The organism is Nonomuraea sp. NPDC049758 (genome assembly GCF_040674635.1).
GTDB lineage: Bacteria > Actinomycetota > Actinomycetes > Streptosporangiales > Streptosporangiaceae > Nonomuraea.
Map to the genome: position 1 here is coordinate 1 of NZ_JBFAMZ010000035.1, position 14,131 is coordinate 14,131.

Consider the following 14,131-nt stretch of genomic DNA (forward strand, 5'->3'; position numbering starts at 1 on the left):
CTCTTGTTTCCTCTGTTTCTTTTTTTTTCGCTGGGGGCCGCGGGGGCGGGGGCCCCCCCCCCCCCCCCGCGTGGGGGGGGGGGGCGCCCCCCCGCCGCCGGGGGTGGTCACTTCGACAGGTAGAGGGTCTTCCAGGTGCCGGCGTACAGGCAGTTCAGGGACGGCTTGGAGCCCTTGCCCTCGGCGCAGACCTTCAGCTCGACCTGGTAGACGTCGTGGTACTCGAAGGAGAACCGCTTGGCGGAGCTGGAGGAGCAGTTGCGGATGCCGCGCTCCTTGTTGGGCAGGTTGCTCCCGTCGCGGTAGGTGATGCGGAACACCGCCCAGCCGCAGGCGGAGTCCTTGCGGGTCTGGTCGGTCAGCTTGCCGGAGATCCGCACCACGTCGGCGGTCGGCAGGTCGGCGTGGTCCTCGCCGGTCGCGCTCAGCGTGCCGGTCGCCTTGGCGGCGTGCCCGGGGGCGTAGTAGGGACCCCACGGGGCGGCCGAGGCGGCCTGGGCGGGGGAGGAGGCAAGCGCGACCAGGGCTGCGGCGGCGACACCGGTCAGGACGGCGGCGGTACGGGAGGCGGTCATCGAGGGGTTCCTTCCTCTCTGGGATGACCACACAGTGCATTGGCCCGATTTCAACCGGCTTGCGGGGCCGCTTGCAAGCTAGTTGTATTTGTACTGCCGCGTCGCGACCCGGTGGGAGCCGTTGTAGACCGACGCGCGGTACATGCTGATCGACTGGTCGCCGTGCTCGGCCTTGCCGCAGGTGTTGAGGCCGGCGAGCTGGTGGATCTCGTAGCGGGCGGTCGGGTCGCCGGCCACGAAGTACTCGGCCCGCGCCTGGTACTCGTCCGCCCTGGTGTCGCAGGCGAAGACGTACGTGTCGCGCTCGTGGAAGCACACGCTCGCCCCGCCCTTGGTGTACGAGCACAGCTCCGCACGGCCCCGAGCGGCGGCCGGGGTGACGCCGGTGTCGCGCTTGACCGGGTATTTGGTGAGGTTGCGGACGGTCTTCCAGCGGCCCACCCGGACACGGTGGTTGCCCTCGTACACGGCGGCCCGGAACGTCACGGTCCTGCCGATCTCGCGGTTGCCCCGGATCTCGCCCTTGCCGGCCAGGTTGTGGATGACGTACTTGGTGCCCAGGTACTCGTTCAGGTGGTACTCGACGGCGGCGTGCAGCTTGTCGTTGCGGGTGTCCTCGACCCAGATGCCGGGCCGGTCGCTGCCGTCCGGGCCCACGCACACCTCGGCGCCCTTGACCCGCATGCAGGCGGGCTCGGCGACGGCGGCGGGAGTGGTGGTCAGAGCGGTGGTGGTCACGGGGGCCGGCTCCTGGACGGCGGCGGCGGCCGGGCGGGCCTCGCCCCGGGCCACGGCTCCTCCCGTGGTGAGCGCGGCGGCCGTCATCACGGCCATGGCTACGAGTTTGCGACCTGACGCCACTTCGGTCTCTCCAGTCTCGTGGATCACACACCGGGCTGTGCTTGAGTGTGACGCGGAGAATGCCGGAGTGGTTCGGAAATATGCGATTTGGGCCTTCGGTAGGTTGGACGGATGGCGGACCGGCATGCGTGACGAACGGCTGCGGGAGATCGCGGCGAAGCTGGCCGAGGTGCCCGGCGTGGTGGCGGTCGCGCTCGGCGGCAGCCGGGCGCGCGGCACGCACCGGCCGGACTCCGACATCGATCTGGGCCTGTACTACCGGGGGCCGCTCGCCGTCGGCGACCTGCGCGCCCTCGCCCAGGAGATGACCGGCGAGCCGACCGAGGTGACCGAGCCCGGCGGCTGGGGCCCGTGGGTCGACGGCGGCGGCTGGCTCACCGTCGAGGGGTGGCGGGTGGACTGGATCTACCGCGACCTCGACCGGGTGCGCCGCGTCTGGCAGGACTGCCGCGCCGGACGGTACGAGATCGGCGTCCAGCCGGGCCACCCGCTGGGCTTCTACTCCCACGCCTACGCGGGCGAGGTGGCGCTGTGCAAGGTGCTGGCCGACCCGTCCGGCGAGCTGGCGGCCCTGCGCGCCGAGACGGCCGCGTACCCGCCCGCGCTGCGCGAGGCGCTGGTCCAGGCGTTGTGGGAGGCCGGCTTCTCGCTGACGATCGCCGAGTACGGCGCCGCCGGGAGCGACCCGGTGTACGCCGCCGGGGCGCTGTTCCGCGCGATCGGCGTCGCCTGCCACGCCCTGCACGCGGCCGACGGCGCCTGGCTGATCAACGAGAAGGGCATGGTCGCCGCCGCCGACCGGCTGCCCTCGGCGCCGTCCGGCTTCGGCGAGCGGGCCCAGGCGCTGCTCGCCTCCGTCGGCGGCACACCGGAGGAGATCACCCGTACGGTGGCCGCCGCCGAACGACTCGTCGCCGACGTGCGGGCCGCCTGCGGGGTGTGATCAGGCGTTCTCCCTGGCCCTGGCGGGGGCCAGCGTGGTCAGCAGCAGCAGGAGCGCGCTCTGGGCGAGCATGCCGGGCGCGAGCGGCGGGGCCGGGCCGACGGACTTGGTCAGCGCGTACCACCATTGGGTGAGGGGCGAGAGGGTCTGCCAGGTGTCGGCGTAGCGCGGGTCGAAGGCGCCCATGCCATGGTTGGCCGAGATGTGCGCGTACACGCCGTAGGCGGAGGCGAGCAGCACCACCAGGGCGATTCCGCGGACGACCTTGAGAGTGAGAGGCGAGGCGTCCAGGGCCAGCAGCACGAGCGCGGCCCCGAGCGCCAGCAGCGCCACCCAGGGGACGAACTGCTGCCAGGACTGCCAATGGCGCTCGAAGGCCAGCTCCAGGCCGGCGCCCAGGATGCCCAGCGCGACCAGCCCGAAGAGCCCCAGGCGTACCGTGACGGCCCCGAGCCGTCCGATCTGTGTTTGCGCGTTCGTTGGAGGCACGGGCACCACGTTGTGCCCCCGGTCTCAGAGACATCTCAGGAATACATGAACGTTCAATGAGAATCGCGGATTGTCCGCCGTTTCCGGACAACTGTGACTTAAGGGATCATAGGGACGTGAGCGTACTCGCGGTCGTCTCCTCGGTGCTCGCCCTCGTCCTCAACGGGCTGATGGCGGGCGTGTTCTTCGCCTTCTCCACCTCCGTCATGCCCGGCCTGGACGCCATGGGGGAATCCATGGGGGAGGAGGGCGCGGCGGCCGCCATGCGCAGCATGAACAGGAAGATCCTCAACCCGGGGTTCCTGTCGACGTTCATGCTCGCACCCGTGGCCTCGCTGCTGGCCGGCGTGTTCCTGCTGATCGGCGGGGACGGCGGGCCGGCGATGCCGGCGTTCGCGGCGGCCGTCGTCTACTTCCTGGGCTCGATCGCCGTCACGGCCGCGATCAACGTGCCGATGAACAACGCCCTGGAGGCGGGTGACCTGGCCTGGCGGGCGTACGCGCCGCGCTGGACCCGGTGGAACACGCTGCGCGGCTGGGCCTCGGCGCTGGCCGTGGCGCTGCTGGGCGTCGCCCTGTACGTCTGGGTCTGACCCGGCCGGATGCATCCCGATGGACGAGCACCGGGATGCGCATCCGCGCGACGGGATCACATGTTGATCATGTGGCCCGCGAGGCCGTGGATCGCCTCCTTGACCGCTTCGCCGAGCGTCGGGTGCGCGTGCACGTTGCGCGCGACCTCGTGCACGGTCAGGTCCCACTGCTGGGCCAGCGTGAGCTCGGGCAGCAGCTCGGTGACCTCGGGGCCGATCAGGTGGGCGCCGAGCAGCTCGCCGTGGGTGTTGTCACTGATGATCTTGACGAACCCGGCGGTGTCGCCCAGGCCGTGGGCCTTGCCGTTGGCCGTGAAGGGGAACTTGGCCACCTTGACGTCGTAGCCCAGGTCGCGGGCCTGCGCCTCGGTGTAGCCGAAGCTGGCCACCTGCGGCTGGCAGTACGTGGCCCGCGGGATCATCACGTAGTCGAGCTCCATGGTCTCGGCGTCGCCGATGGTCTCGGCGGCGATGATGCCCATCGACTCGGCGGCGTGGGCCAGCATGAGCTTGGCGGTGACGTCGCCGATGGCGAAGATGTGGGGCACGTTCGTGCGGCAGCGGCCGTCGACGGCGATCGCGCCGCGCTCGGTGAGCTGCACGCCGGTCTTCTCCAGGCCGTAGCCGTCGACGCGCGGCTGGAAGCCGATGGCCTGCATGACCTTGTCGGCCTCGAGCACCTGGGTCTGGCCGTCGCGGGTGACGGTGACCTTGACCGAGCCGCCGGTGTCCTCGATGCCGTCGACGCGGGTCGAGGTCAGCACCTCGATGCCGAGCCGCTTGTAGCGCTTGGCCAGCTCCGCCGAGACCTCTTCGTCCTCCAGCGGCACGACCCGGTCGAGGAACTCCACGATCGTCACCTTGACGCCGTAGTTGTGCAGCACGTACGCGAACTCCACGCCGATCGCGCCCGCGCCCGCGATGATGATGCTGCGCGGCAGGTTCTCGGTGAGGATCTGCTCCTCGTACGTCACCACCCGCTCCGACAACTGCGTGCCCGGGATCAGCCTGGTGGTGGCCCCGGCCGCGATGATGCAGTGGTCGAACGTGATCGTCTCATCGTTGACCTGCAGGGTGTTGGCGTCGAGGAAGGTGCCGCGCCCGTCGTACTCGGTGATGGCGTTCTTCTTCATCAGGTAGTGAACGCCCTTGACCCGGCCGTCGGCCACCTTGCGGCTGCGCTGGAAGGCCGCGCCGTAGTCGAAGCTCACCTCGCCGCTGATGCCGAACGTCTTGGCCTCGTTGTGGAAGATGTGGGCCAGCTCGGCGTTGCGCAGCAGCGCCTTGGACGGGATGCAGCCCACGTTCAGGCAGACGCCACCCCAGTACTTCTCCTCGACGACCGCGGTACGCAGCCCGAGCTGGGCGGCGCGGACGGCGGCCGTGTATCCTCCCGGACCCGCGCCGAGAACGACGACGTCATAGTGAGTGCTCATGACTCGGACCATACCGCCCGCCCCAGGCCACCCTTGACGCTAGACCTCCACCTTGTACGACAGCGTCAGCTCGTCGGCCGGAACGCCCCGAATTCCCCAGTTCACCTTGGGCATCTCAATGATCGTGATCTCCACATCCTGGGGGTCGTAACCCGACTTTTCGTAGATCGACCGGATCAGCGCGCGCTTGGCGTCGTCGCTGCGTCCCGTGAAGCACACGACCTCGATGATCAGGTAGTTCGCGCTGCGCCCCGGGCAGACGAAGTCGTCGGCGTCCAGCAGCAGGAACCGGTGGAACCGCTTCTCCTCGGGCACGCCCCACGCGCTGACCAGGCACGACTGCAGCAGATCGGAGATCTCACGCTGCCGTCCGGCCCACACGTCACGACGCCCGTAAACCTTCACTTGTGCCATGTCGGCAATATAGAGGGCGTGATCCGCGTACTCCTCGCCGACGACGAGGCCATGATCCGGGCCGGGGTCAAGGCGATCCTCGACTCCGACCCGTCCCTGGAGGTGGTCGCCGAGGCAGGCGACGGCAGACAGGCCGTCGACCTGGCCATCGGCCACCGTCCCGACGTCGCGCTGCTCGACATCCGCATGCCACGCCTCGACGGCCTGGCCGCCGCGGCCGAGCTGCGCCGCGTCGCGCCCGCCACGGCCGTGGTGATGTTGACCACGTTCGGCGAGGACGACTACATCGCCAGGGCGCTGGAGGTGGGGGCCGCCGGGTTCCTGCTCAAGTCCGGCGACCCGCGCGAGCTGATCGCCGGCATCCACGCGGTCGCCGACGGCGCGGCGTACCTGTCGCCCAAGGTGGCCCAGCGCGTGATCGCCCAGCTCGCCGGCGGCCGGATGGCCCGCGAGGCCGAGGCCCGCGACCGCGTCGGCGTGCTCACCGACCGCGAGCGGGAGGTCCTCGCCCTGCTCGGCGCGGGCCTGTCGAACGCGGAGATCGCCAAGCGGCTGCACATCGTGGAGGGCACCGTGAAGGCGTACGTGAGCACGATCCTGACCCGGCTCGACGTGCGCAACCGCGTCCAGGCCGCGATCATCGCCCACGAGGCGGGATTGGTAGCCTGACCCGTGATGTATCGCCTCGTGTTCACGCAGGTCTTGCGGCGTTTCGACGCCGAGGCCGTGCACCGTCTCACCGTCAAGGGCCTGGCCGTGCTCGCCCGGCTGCCCCTGCTCAAGCGGCTGCTCCACCGAGCGTTCGCCCCGCACGACCCGGTCCTGCGGGTGACCGCGTTCGGCGTGCACTTCCCCGGCCCGTTCGGCTTGGCCGCCGGGTTCGACAAGGACGCGGCCTGCGCCGAGGCGATCGCCGCGCTCGGCTTCGGCCACGTCGAGGTCGGCACCATCACCGCGCACGCCCAGCCCGGCAACCCGCAACCGCGCCTGTTCCGGCTGGTGGGGCAGCGGGCGGTGATCAACCGGATGGGCTTCAACAACTCCGGCGCCCGCGCCGCCGCCCGGCGGCTGCGCCGTACGCGTGGGGTGCCGGTCGTGGTCGGGGTGAACATCGGCAAGACCAAGGTGGTGCCGGAGTCCGAGGCGGTGGCCGACTACGTGACCAGCGCCAGGGAGCTGGCCCCGCTGGCCGACTACCTGGTGGTCAACGTCAGCTCGCCCAACACGCCCGGCCTGCGCAACCTCCAGGCGGTCGAGCTGCTGCGCCCGCTGCTGGCCGCGGTCAAGGAGGTCGCCGACGCGACGCCGCGCCGTACGCCGCTGCTGGTGAAGATCGCCCCCGACCTGGCCGACGAAGACGTCGACGCGGTCGCCGACCTGGCCGTGGAGCTGGGCCTCGACGGCATCATCGCGACCAACACCACCATCCGGCACGGCGGCGAGACCGGCGGCCTGTCCGGGCGTCCGCTCAAGGGGCGCTCGCTGGAGGTGCTGCGCCGGCTGCGCGCCAAGGTCGGCGACCGCCTCACGCTGGTCTCCGTGGGCGGCGTCGAGGACGTCGACGACGTCTGGGAGCGCCTGCTGGCCGGGGCCACCCTGGTCCAGGGGTACACCGGCTGGATCTACGGCGGCCCGCTGTGGGCCGCCCGCATCCACCGGCAGCTCGCCCGCCGGGTCCGCCGCCACGGCCTGTCCTCCGTCACCGAGGCGATCGGCCGCACCGCCTAGGGCTCCCCTATCGTGGAATCGTGATCAATGCCGAGGTGAAGCTCACCGACGACGTCGTCATGCGCCCCGTCGCCAGGTCCGACGCGCGGGCGCTGGCCGACGCCTACCGCCGCAACCGCGACTTCCTGCGCCCCTGGGAGCCCCGCAGGCCGGCCGACTTCTTCACCCCCGCGGGCCAGGCCGCACGCCTCGAACGACTGGCCGAGGACCGTGCGGCCGGCTTCGTGATGCCGTGGGTGCTCACGGACGGCGACCGCGTCGTGGGCAGGATGAACCTGAACAGCATCATCCGCGGCGCCGCCCAGAGCGCGTCGCTGGGCTACTGGGTGGACGCCGCCTACAACGGGCGGGGGCTGGCCACCAAGGCGGTGCGGGAGGCGTGCCGGGCCGCCGACGAGGACCTGAGCCTGCACCGGGTGGAGGCCGGCACGCTGCTGCACAACAAGGCCTCGCAGGCGGTCCTGCGCAAGGCGGGCTTCGAGCAGTACGGCATGGCCCCACGCGCCGTCAGCATCGACGGCGCGTGGCAGGACCACGTGCTGTTCCAGCGCATACTCAACGACCGTCCCGCGCCCATGTGACCGCCGGTCAGACGCTCGGCCTGGTCGACTCCGCGTCGTGCGTCATGGCGTCGATGCGCTCCATCACCTCGTTCACCTTCACGCCGCTCGGCCGGTGCGGCCGCCGCCGCTGCCACGGGTGCGGGCCCGCCGCCGGCCGGTACTCCACGCCGATCGCGTCGAGCCGCCGCAGGTGCTCCGCCAGCCGCCCGGCGAACCCCTCGCCGCCCGAGCCGGCCCAGGCCACCTCCGCCAGCGCGCACGACCGCGGCCAGAGCCGGTAGTCGACGGTCCGGGGGTCGGGCACCCGCTCGGTCCAGAGCTGGGCCTGCACGCCCATGACGCGCGCCCGCTCCTCGTCCGTCCAGTCGGCCGGGGCCGGGTCGAACGCGGCCACGTCGGCCACCGTGGTGGTGTCGCCGATGGCCATCGGCTCGTCGGCGGAGGCCGCCTCGGCGTAGTCGAAGTAGAGCGGGAACACCGGGGTGGCGACCACGTCGTGGCCCGCCGCGGCGGCGCGCCGCCCGACGCCCATGCCGCGCCACGGCATGACGACGGTGTCCTGGCGCAGCCCGCCGCTGACGAACGCCTCGTCCCACACCACGGCCCGCGCGCCGCGCTCGGCGAGGGCGTCGGCCAGCGCGCGCAGGAACCACGCCTGCAGGTCGGGCACCGTGGACAGCCCCAGCGACTCGCGGTAGGCCGTGATCTGCGCCGACTGCGCCCAGTGGTCGAGCACGACCTCGTCCCCGCCGATGTGGAAGAAGGGCACCTCGCCCAGCGCGCCGATGATCTCGTCGAAGATCGTGATCAGGAATTCGACGGTCGCCGGCAGCGGCGACAGGATCGCCGGCGAGATGCCCCACCGGTCGAGCACGTCGTAGGGCTCGCCGGTGGTGCCGAGCGCCGGGTAGGCGGCCAGGATCGCCGAGGCGTGCCCCGGCACGTCGATCTCGGGCACCACCGTGACGAACCTGGACCGCGCGTACGCGCCGATCTCGGCCAGGTCCTCCAGCGTGTAGTAGCCGCCGTGCGGGATGTCGTCGTACGCCTCCGGCTCCCGGTAGTAGTTGACGGCCGTGCGCTGCCGGTGCGAGGAGACCTCGTGGAGCAGCGGGTACGCCCGGCTCTCCACCCGCCAGCCCTGGTCGTCGACCAGGTGGAGGTGCAGCCGGTTCAGCTTGTGCACGGCCATCAGGTCGATCAGCCGGAGCACCTCCCGCTTGGGGGAGAAATGCCGGGCCACGTCGAGGTGCAGCCCCCGCCAGGCGAACCGCGGCGCGTCCTCGATCCGCACCCCGGGCACCGGCCACGACGCGCCCTCGGCGAACCGGTAGGAGGCGTCCGGCAGCAACTGGTGCAACGACTGCGCGGCGTAGAACGCGCCCGCCGCCCCGCCGGCGACGATCTCGATCCCCCGCGACCCGGTGGTCAGCCGGTAGGCCTCCGCGCCGAGCGCGGGATCCTGGCGTACCTCGATCTCGCCCGAGTCTCCCGGGCGCAGGTCGAGGAGGGGCAGCGCGCGACGTACCGCGTCCGCGTACGGACCGGCGACGGTCGCGCCCGAGGTCAGCTCGAAGGAGCCGGAAAGATCACTGAGCAGCTCTGGGCGAGGAATCATGGTTCGAGATAGTGCTGCATCCCGTTCGCGAGTGCCAAGGCGATCCGCTGCCTGAACTTCGGGTCCTGGAACTTGGCCGCGTCGATGGCGTTGCGCATGTTGCCGCACTCGACGAGGACCTTCGGCACGGTCGAGAGGTTGAGCCCGCCGATGTCGTTGCGGAAGTTCAGCGCCTTGGTGCCGACGTAGTTGGAGTAGGGGATGCCGGTGCCCTTGAGGTAGGCGTCGCGTACGTCGATCCCCAGCTTGGTCGAGGCGCCCACGACCTTGTCGACCGGCCCGTTGATCTTCTTCGGGAGGATCACGTGGAACCCCCGGTGCGAGGGGTTGTCCGAGCCGTCGCCGTGGACCGAGATCGCCGCGTCGGCATGGGCCTTGTTGCCGATCGCGGCCCGCTTGTCGATGCACGGGCCGACGCCGTCGTTGTTCGGCCTGGTCAGCTTGACGGTCGCGCCGCGCTGCTCAAGGATCTTCGCCATGCGGTTGGAGACGTCCCAGGTGAAGGCGGCCTCGCTGTAACCGCTCTTCGTGGCCGTGCCGGTCGTGTCGCATTCCTTCATCTGGGTCAGCACGTTGACCTTGCGGTTGATCTCGGCCGGATGGCGGTAATTGGCGCCGTTGTGCCCGGGGTCGATGACGATGACCTTGCCGGCGAGCGGTTTGGCGCCGGGTGGTGCCTGCTTCGCCGTGGCCGTCTTCGTCGGCTCGTCCTGGACGGACGCCTTGCCGGTCTCCTGGACGGTGGAGGGGGCCTGACCTGCCGCGGCGCCACCAGGCTCGGTGCCGCCGCACGCGGAGGCGATCAGGCCGCAGACGGCGAGGACGGTGGCTGGTAGAGCACGCATGAGCTCCAACTTACGTGAAGCCACGCGTTCAGGCCCGTATCAACAGCAATCCTGCGAGTCGGTTCGCGACCCTGCCGAAGTGCCGGATCGGGACCGCTGCGAGGGCCCGCCTGGCGGTTTCGCCGTCCGCTTCACCACACGTGCTCGCCAACCTCCTGCCGTTCGAGCAGGGCGGCCAGCTCCCGCGCGTCCTCGGCGTCGAGGCCGAGGACGACGCGGGGGCGGCCCCACGGATGGTCGAGGGAATGCGCCACGTAGCTGGCGACGGACTCGGCGCCGACGTCGGTGCCCCGCCCCCTGCCCGCCCGCCAGTGCCCCCAGGCGCGTTCGAGCTCGGCCGCCGCGCGCTGGGCGCAGGACACCAGTTCTGGATCACGCATGACTGTCCCCCGGATCAGATCGTGACCGAACCAGATTCGGCCACAATTAGCATGACCCTGACGAGTAAACCGCCGTCCGGCGACGCTGCCGTACGGCTTGACCCAGGCTTTGGGCGGGCTTGCTGACGAGAGACCTGCGCATTGGCCCGCCGTGCCATTGCGGCGCCGGTAAAGGCCCGCAACGGCAGCGCAACCGGCAGATATCCCCTCAGGCGGGTCCCGTGCTGCGGCGCACGATCAGCTCGGGTTGGATCTCGCGCAGCCGGGCGCCCTTGGCCGGCTCGCCTATCCTGTCGCTCAGCAGCGCGGCCGCCGACCTGCCCATGGCACGGCGCGGCTGGTCGACCGAGGTGAGCGAGATGTGCCGTGAGGCCGACAGGTGGGTGTTGTCGTAGCCGACCACGGACAGGTCGTCCGGCACCCGCAGCCCCAGCTCGGCCGCGGCGGCCAGCACGCCCAGCGCCACCACGTCGTTGGCCGCGAACACGGCCGTCGGCCGCGGGTCGCGGGTCAGCAGGGCGATCGCCGCCTCGCGGCCGCCCTCCTCGGTCGCGTCCGCCGCCTCGACCATGATGTACGGGGCCAGCGAATGCCTGCGCATCGCCACGAGGTAGCCCTCGCAGCGCGAGGACCGGGGGCCCTCGATGTGCGCGATCCGCTTGTGCCCCAGGTTCACCAGGTGGTCGATGGCCAGCCGGGCGCCGAGCCGGTCGTCGTCGACCACGATGTCGACGCCGTCGAGCTCGATGTCACGTTCCCCTACGACGACGGTCGGGGTGTAGGCGGTGGCCTCGATCAGCGTCTCGCTGGTCGGCGCGATGCCTAAGAGCACCAGCCCGTCGACCCGGAGCTCCAGGAAGGCCTCGACGGCCTCGTCCTCGAACGCCGGGTCCCACTGGCTGTTCCCGATCAGCATGCGCAGCCCGTCGCCGTGCAGGCTCTCCTGCAGGCCGTCGAGGAACTCGGCGTAGAACGGGTTGTGCAGGTCGGCGACGAGCGCCCCGACCAGATGTGTACGTCCTTCCACCAGGCTGCGCGCGACGGCGTTCGGCCGGTAGCCGAGCTCGCGCGCCGCCTGGAGCACTGCCTGCCGCCGGTGCTCGCTCACGTGCGGGGATCCGCGCAGCACGAGTGAGACCAGCGACTTCGAGACGCCGGCTCGCTCGGCGACGTTGCGGATGGTGGGTCGTGGCCGAGGCAATGGCTCTACCTCGCGGAGCTCGGCGATGGTTGAAGTGTTGACGGGCGGTCCTGACATGTGTCTCCCCCGCGATGCGGATATGGGCACCTGTCTCACCAAACGATCGAGTAAGCCGCAGGGTACGGCTTCGGGTTAGGGAAGCCTGATATTGACCCATTCGCCACACGTCCGCTATTGGGCATGCCGTCGGATACTGTGCAGGTGTGACACCCGGGAAGTCAGCCGAGACGGCACGCCCCGCACGCCGAAGGCTGAGCGTGGACCGCCGTCGCGAGGAGCTCATGGCGGCCGCGCTGGAGCTGTTCAGCACCCGTGACGCCGAGGACGTCTCGATCGACGACGTCGCCTCCGCGGCAGGCGCCTCGCGGGCGCTGGTCTACCACTACTTCGGCGGCAAGCAGGAGCTCTACGTGGCCGCGCTGAGGAGCGCGGCCGAGCAGCTGGAGTCGCGGTTGCGCCCGGCCGAGGGCGGCAGGCCGCTCGACGAGCTGGCCGCGGGCCTCGGGCGTTACTTCGACTTCGTCGAGGAGCACGCCGCCGGCTTCGCCGCGCTGCTGCGCGGGGGGCCCGCCAACCGGGCGGGCGAGGTGGGGGAGATCGTCGACGGCGTGCGCCGGAGGCTGTTCCGCCTCATCCAGAAGCAGATGCGCGTCGAGGAGCCGAGCCCGGTGCTGCGCACCACGCTGCGCTCGTGGATCGCCTCCGTGGAGACGGCCGGCCTCGACTGGCTGGAGCACCGCGACGTCGAGCGGCCGATTCTGGAGAAGATGCTCGTCGACCACATGGTGGCCCTGCTGGGCGTGGCCGCCGCCTACGACGGCGAGGTCGGTGAGCTGCTCGACGTGCTCACCGGCGAGCAACTGGGGTAGCGGGGGGAAGAGTGGCGCCGGGCGGGCGACGCCAACTTCCCCGTGCGACGTCACGTCGGTGGACCGGGCAAGCGTACCTGGTCCACCCTCAACCCCCCTGAGGTTCGTGACGACCCTTGCGACTACTCGGAACGCTGCTGCGGAATGCCCGCGAGCAGTGCGCGAACCTCGGTCTCCCGGTAACGCCGATGACCGCCGAGGGTACGAATCGACGTCAACTTGCCCGCCTTGGCCCACCGCGTAACGGTCTTGGGGTCGACCCTGAACATGGTCGCGACCTCAGCGGGCGTGAGCAGCGGCTCGGCCTCGGGTGTACGAGCTGACATTTGTGCGGCCTCTCCTCCGTGTGGACCGGCTTAGCGATCCTGTGACTGCCTTTGCGCGTGTCACGGATGTCCCCCTATGGCGCAGAGCGTGCGGCTTTTCTGAGCCATATGCGGCATCACCCGATGTGACCATACCGCCACGCAGAGCGATTGGCGAGCCCTTCTTTGACCCAACTGCCCGCCCCCATGGCGATGTCACGCTCGGTGATTCTAGCGACACGGTTCGTGGTATCGCAGTGAAAACGGCAAACTACTCAGTTCGCAGAAGAGAGCAGCCGCGAGACGTGACCTACTCATGCAGGTCAGACGGTTGTTTTGGGAATCAGTTGGCGGATTCCAGCTGTTGCATTGACTTCCACCGAAGGATGACGCGCTGGTACATGGCATAGGCAAGTTCTTCTTGACCCGTGTCCAGACCGGTCAAAGCGGCCGAAAGCTCAGCAACCGACTGGTCGGCCTGGAGGGCGTCGTCGTTCATCAGGTGGACCAGGCCGCCGTAGTCGAGCTCGACCAGCGAGTGCGGGTGGAACTCCTCCAGCCAGCGCGCGATGTCCTCCACGTCGAAGTTGGACGACGCGTCGCCGAGGTGCCGGCGCATCACGTTGAGGGCGCGGGCCGCCCGCCTCCTGGCCTGCGCCATGGAGGTGACGTAGATGAGGTTACGGCCCGTAGTGGTCGTCACGTCCTGTCCCGGGGTGGAGGAGCCGAGCACCAGCCAGCGCTCGTTCCCATCAAACGGCACGAACCACGATGGCGGCACATGCCACGCCGTGGTGCGAATGTGCGTACGCAAGGCGGACGAACCGGCCCGGCGCTTGAACCGGTCGAAGTCGTCGGCCGTCTGCTCGGCGATGGCCTTGGGCACGAGCCGGTCCATCAGCTTCACGGGAGTGGCGCCACGAAGCCTTGAGAAGGCCAGCCACGACCGCAGACGCGTCTGCCAGGGACATACGTACAAACGGTCCTCAACACGCCGCAGATAGGCATTGGGGCTCTCCTGGGCGGGAACGGGCTGAGGGGGCATGCCGAGCAGGCGCATGACCGACTCGCTGTGCTCCGCATTGAGCGCGTTCGCCCGGCGCGGACGGTCGCGTGAGTCGGCGTAGTCGGCCCACAGCTTGCGCTCGGACTCGGCGAACGCGGTCAGTGGCTCATAGACGCGGAGGTAGGCGGCATAGGGCAGCACGGAGGCATCGTGTCACGAAGAGCACCTGCGCGCACCGTCGGGCTTACTAGTCTGAGAGTGACCTCCGCCGCGAAGGAGCGGTGGACCGGACAGGGAGTCACTAC

17 protein-coding genes are annotated in these 14,131 nt (G+C 70.3%); 6 read left to right on the top strand and 11 right to left on the bottom strand.

The genetic code is table 11. The features are described from left to right. Nucleotides 1-107 precede the first annotated feature (107 nt). Both AB0J46_RS47870 and AB0J46_RS47875 read right to left on the bottom strand, forming a co-directional pair. Nucleotides 108-575, bottom strand: a complete 468-nt coding sequence (locus AB0J46_RS47870; RefSeq protein WP_364342820.1) for a hypothetical protein — start codon at nt 573-575, stop codon at nt 108-110. A 78-nt stretch (nt 576-653) separates the two neighbouring features. Then, complete coding sequence (locus AB0J46_RS47875; protein WP_364342823.1) at nt 654-1,409, bottom strand: hypothetical protein; 756 nt, start codon at nt 1,407-1,409, stop codon at nt 654-656. Nucleotides 1,410-1,560: 151 nt separating this feature from the next. Here AB0J46_RS47875 and AB0J46_RS47880 point away from each other — a divergent pair, with 151 nt between their 5' ends. After that, nucleotides 1,561-2,379: a nucleotidyltransferase domain-containing protein gene (locus tag AB0J46_RS47880; RefSeq protein WP_364342826.1), complete on the top strand. Its 819-nt coding sequence runs from the start codon at nt 1,561-1,563 to the stop codon at nt 2,377-2,379. Here the strand turns inward: AB0J46_RS47880 and AB0J46_RS47885 are convergent, their stop codons facing one another. Continuing rightward, nucleotides 2,380-2,868, bottom strand: coding sequence for a hypothetical protein (locus AB0J46_RS47885; protein WP_364342829.1), 489 nt, complete (start codon nt 2,866-2,868; stop codon nt 2,380-2,382). Between the two features lie 116 nt (nt 2,869-2,984). Between AB0J46_RS47885 and AB0J46_RS47890 the strand changes: the two genes are divergently transcribed. Further along, nucleotides 2,985-3,461: an anthrone oxygenase family protein gene (locus tag AB0J46_RS47890; protein ID WP_364342832.1), complete on the top strand. Its 477-nt coding sequence runs from the start codon at nt 2,985-2,987 to the stop codon at nt 3,459-3,461. 56 nt (nt 3,462-3,517) lie between these two features. Here AB0J46_RS47890 and lpdA read toward each other — a convergent pair whose 3' ends face one another. Next, complete coding sequence (gene lpdA / locus AB0J46_RS47895; RefSeq protein ID WP_357708034.1) at nt 3,518-4,897, bottom strand: dihydrolipoyl dehydrogenase; 1,380 nt, start codon at nt 4,895-4,897, stop codon at nt 3,518-3,520. 39 nt (nt 4,898-4,936) lie between these two features. Then, on the bottom strand, nt 4,937-5,311 hold the full coding sequence (locus AB0J46_RS47900) for a tautomerase family protein (protein WP_364342835.1): 375 nt from the start codon (nt 5,309-5,311) through the stop codon (nt 4,937-4,939). 18 nt (nt 5,312-5,329) lie between these two features. Between AB0J46_RS47900 and AB0J46_RS47905 the strand changes: the two genes are divergently transcribed. The 3 genes from AB0J46_RS47905 to AB0J46_RS47915 are packed head-to-tail and all read left to right on the top strand — an operon-like array spanning nt 5,330 to nt 7,620. Beyond that, on the top strand, nt 5,330-5,980 hold the full coding sequence (locus AB0J46_RS47905) for a response regulator transcription factor (RefSeq protein WP_364342838.1): 651 nt from the start codon (nt 5,330-5,332) through the stop codon (nt 5,978-5,980). A 6-nt stretch (nt 5,981-5,986) separates the two neighbouring features. Beyond that, nucleotides 5,987-7,039, top strand: a complete 1,053-nt coding sequence (locus tag AB0J46_RS47910) for a quinone-dependent dihydroorotate dehydrogenase (protein WP_364342841.1) — start codon at nt 5,987-5,989, stop codon at nt 7,037-7,039. Between the two features lie 20 nt (nt 7,040-7,059). After that, nucleotides 7,060-7,620 carry a GNAT family N-acetyltransferase gene (locus AB0J46_RS47915; RefSeq protein WP_364342844.1) on the top strand — a complete coding sequence of 187 codons (561 nt, stop codon included), beginning with the start codon at nt 7,060-7,062 and terminating at the stop codon, nt 7,618-7,620. A gap of 7 nt (nt 7,621-7,627) precedes the next feature. Here the strand turns inward: AB0J46_RS47915 and AB0J46_RS47920 are convergent, their stop codons facing one another. The 4 genes from AB0J46_RS47920 to AB0J46_RS47935 all read right to left on the bottom strand — a co-directional run bounded on the left by AB0J46_RS47920 (nt 7,628) and on the right by AB0J46_RS47935 (nt 11,646). Further along, nucleotides 7,628-9,220 carry a beta-N-acetylhexosaminidase gene (locus AB0J46_RS47920; protein ID WP_364342847.1) on the bottom strand — a complete coding sequence of 531 codons (1,593 nt, stop codon included), beginning with the start codon at nt 9,218-9,220 and terminating at the stop codon, nt 7,628-7,630. Beyond that, on the bottom strand, nt 9,217-10,065 hold the full coding sequence (locus AB0J46_RS47925; protein WP_364342850.1) for an N-acetylmuramoyl-L-alanine amidase: 849 nt from the start codon (nt 10,063-10,065) through the stop codon (nt 9,217-9,219). The genes AB0J46_RS47920 and AB0J46_RS47925 overlap by 4 nt, the downstream gene beginning before the upstream one ends. A 131-nt stretch (nt 10,066-10,196) precedes the next feature. Then, a complete protein-coding gene (locus tag AB0J46_RS47930; RefSeq protein WP_125645653.1) occupies nt 10,197-10,445 on the bottom strand; it encodes a hypothetical protein in 249 nt (82 codons plus the stop codon). Nucleotides 10,446-10,653: 208 nt separating this feature from the next. Continuing rightward, nucleotides 10,654-11,646 carry a LacI family DNA-binding transcriptional regulator gene (locus AB0J46_RS47935; protein WP_358301952.1) on the bottom strand — a complete coding sequence of 331 codons (993 nt, stop codon included), beginning with the start codon at nt 11,644-11,646 and terminating at the stop codon, nt 10,654-10,656. Nucleotides 11,647-11,903: 257 nt separating this feature from the next. On the opposite strand from AB0J46_RS47935, the gene AB0J46_RS47940 reads away from it, so the two are divergent. Further along, entirely contained in the window at nt 11,904-12,515 is a 612-nt protein-coding gene (locus tag AB0J46_RS47940) for a TetR/AcrR family transcriptional regulator (protein WP_358301955.1), read from the top strand. A gap of 122 nt (nt 12,516-12,637) precedes the next feature. On the opposite strand, the gene bldC is transcribed toward AB0J46_RS47940, so the two are convergent. Both bldC and AB0J46_RS47950 read right to left on the bottom strand, forming a co-directional pair. After that, a complete protein-coding gene (gene bldC, locus AB0J46_RS47945) occupies nt 12,638-12,841 on the bottom strand; it encodes a developmental transcriptional regulator BldC (RefSeq protein ID WP_013133571.1) in 204 nt (67 codons plus the stop codon). A 322-nt stretch (nt 12,842-13,163) separates the two neighbouring features. Next, nucleotides 13,164-14,027: a hypothetical protein gene (locus AB0J46_RS47950; protein ID WP_352320456.1), complete on the bottom strand. Its 864-nt coding sequence runs from the start codon at nt 14,025-14,027 to the stop codon at nt 13,164-13,166. Nucleotides 14,028-14,131: the final 104 nt, after the last annotated feature.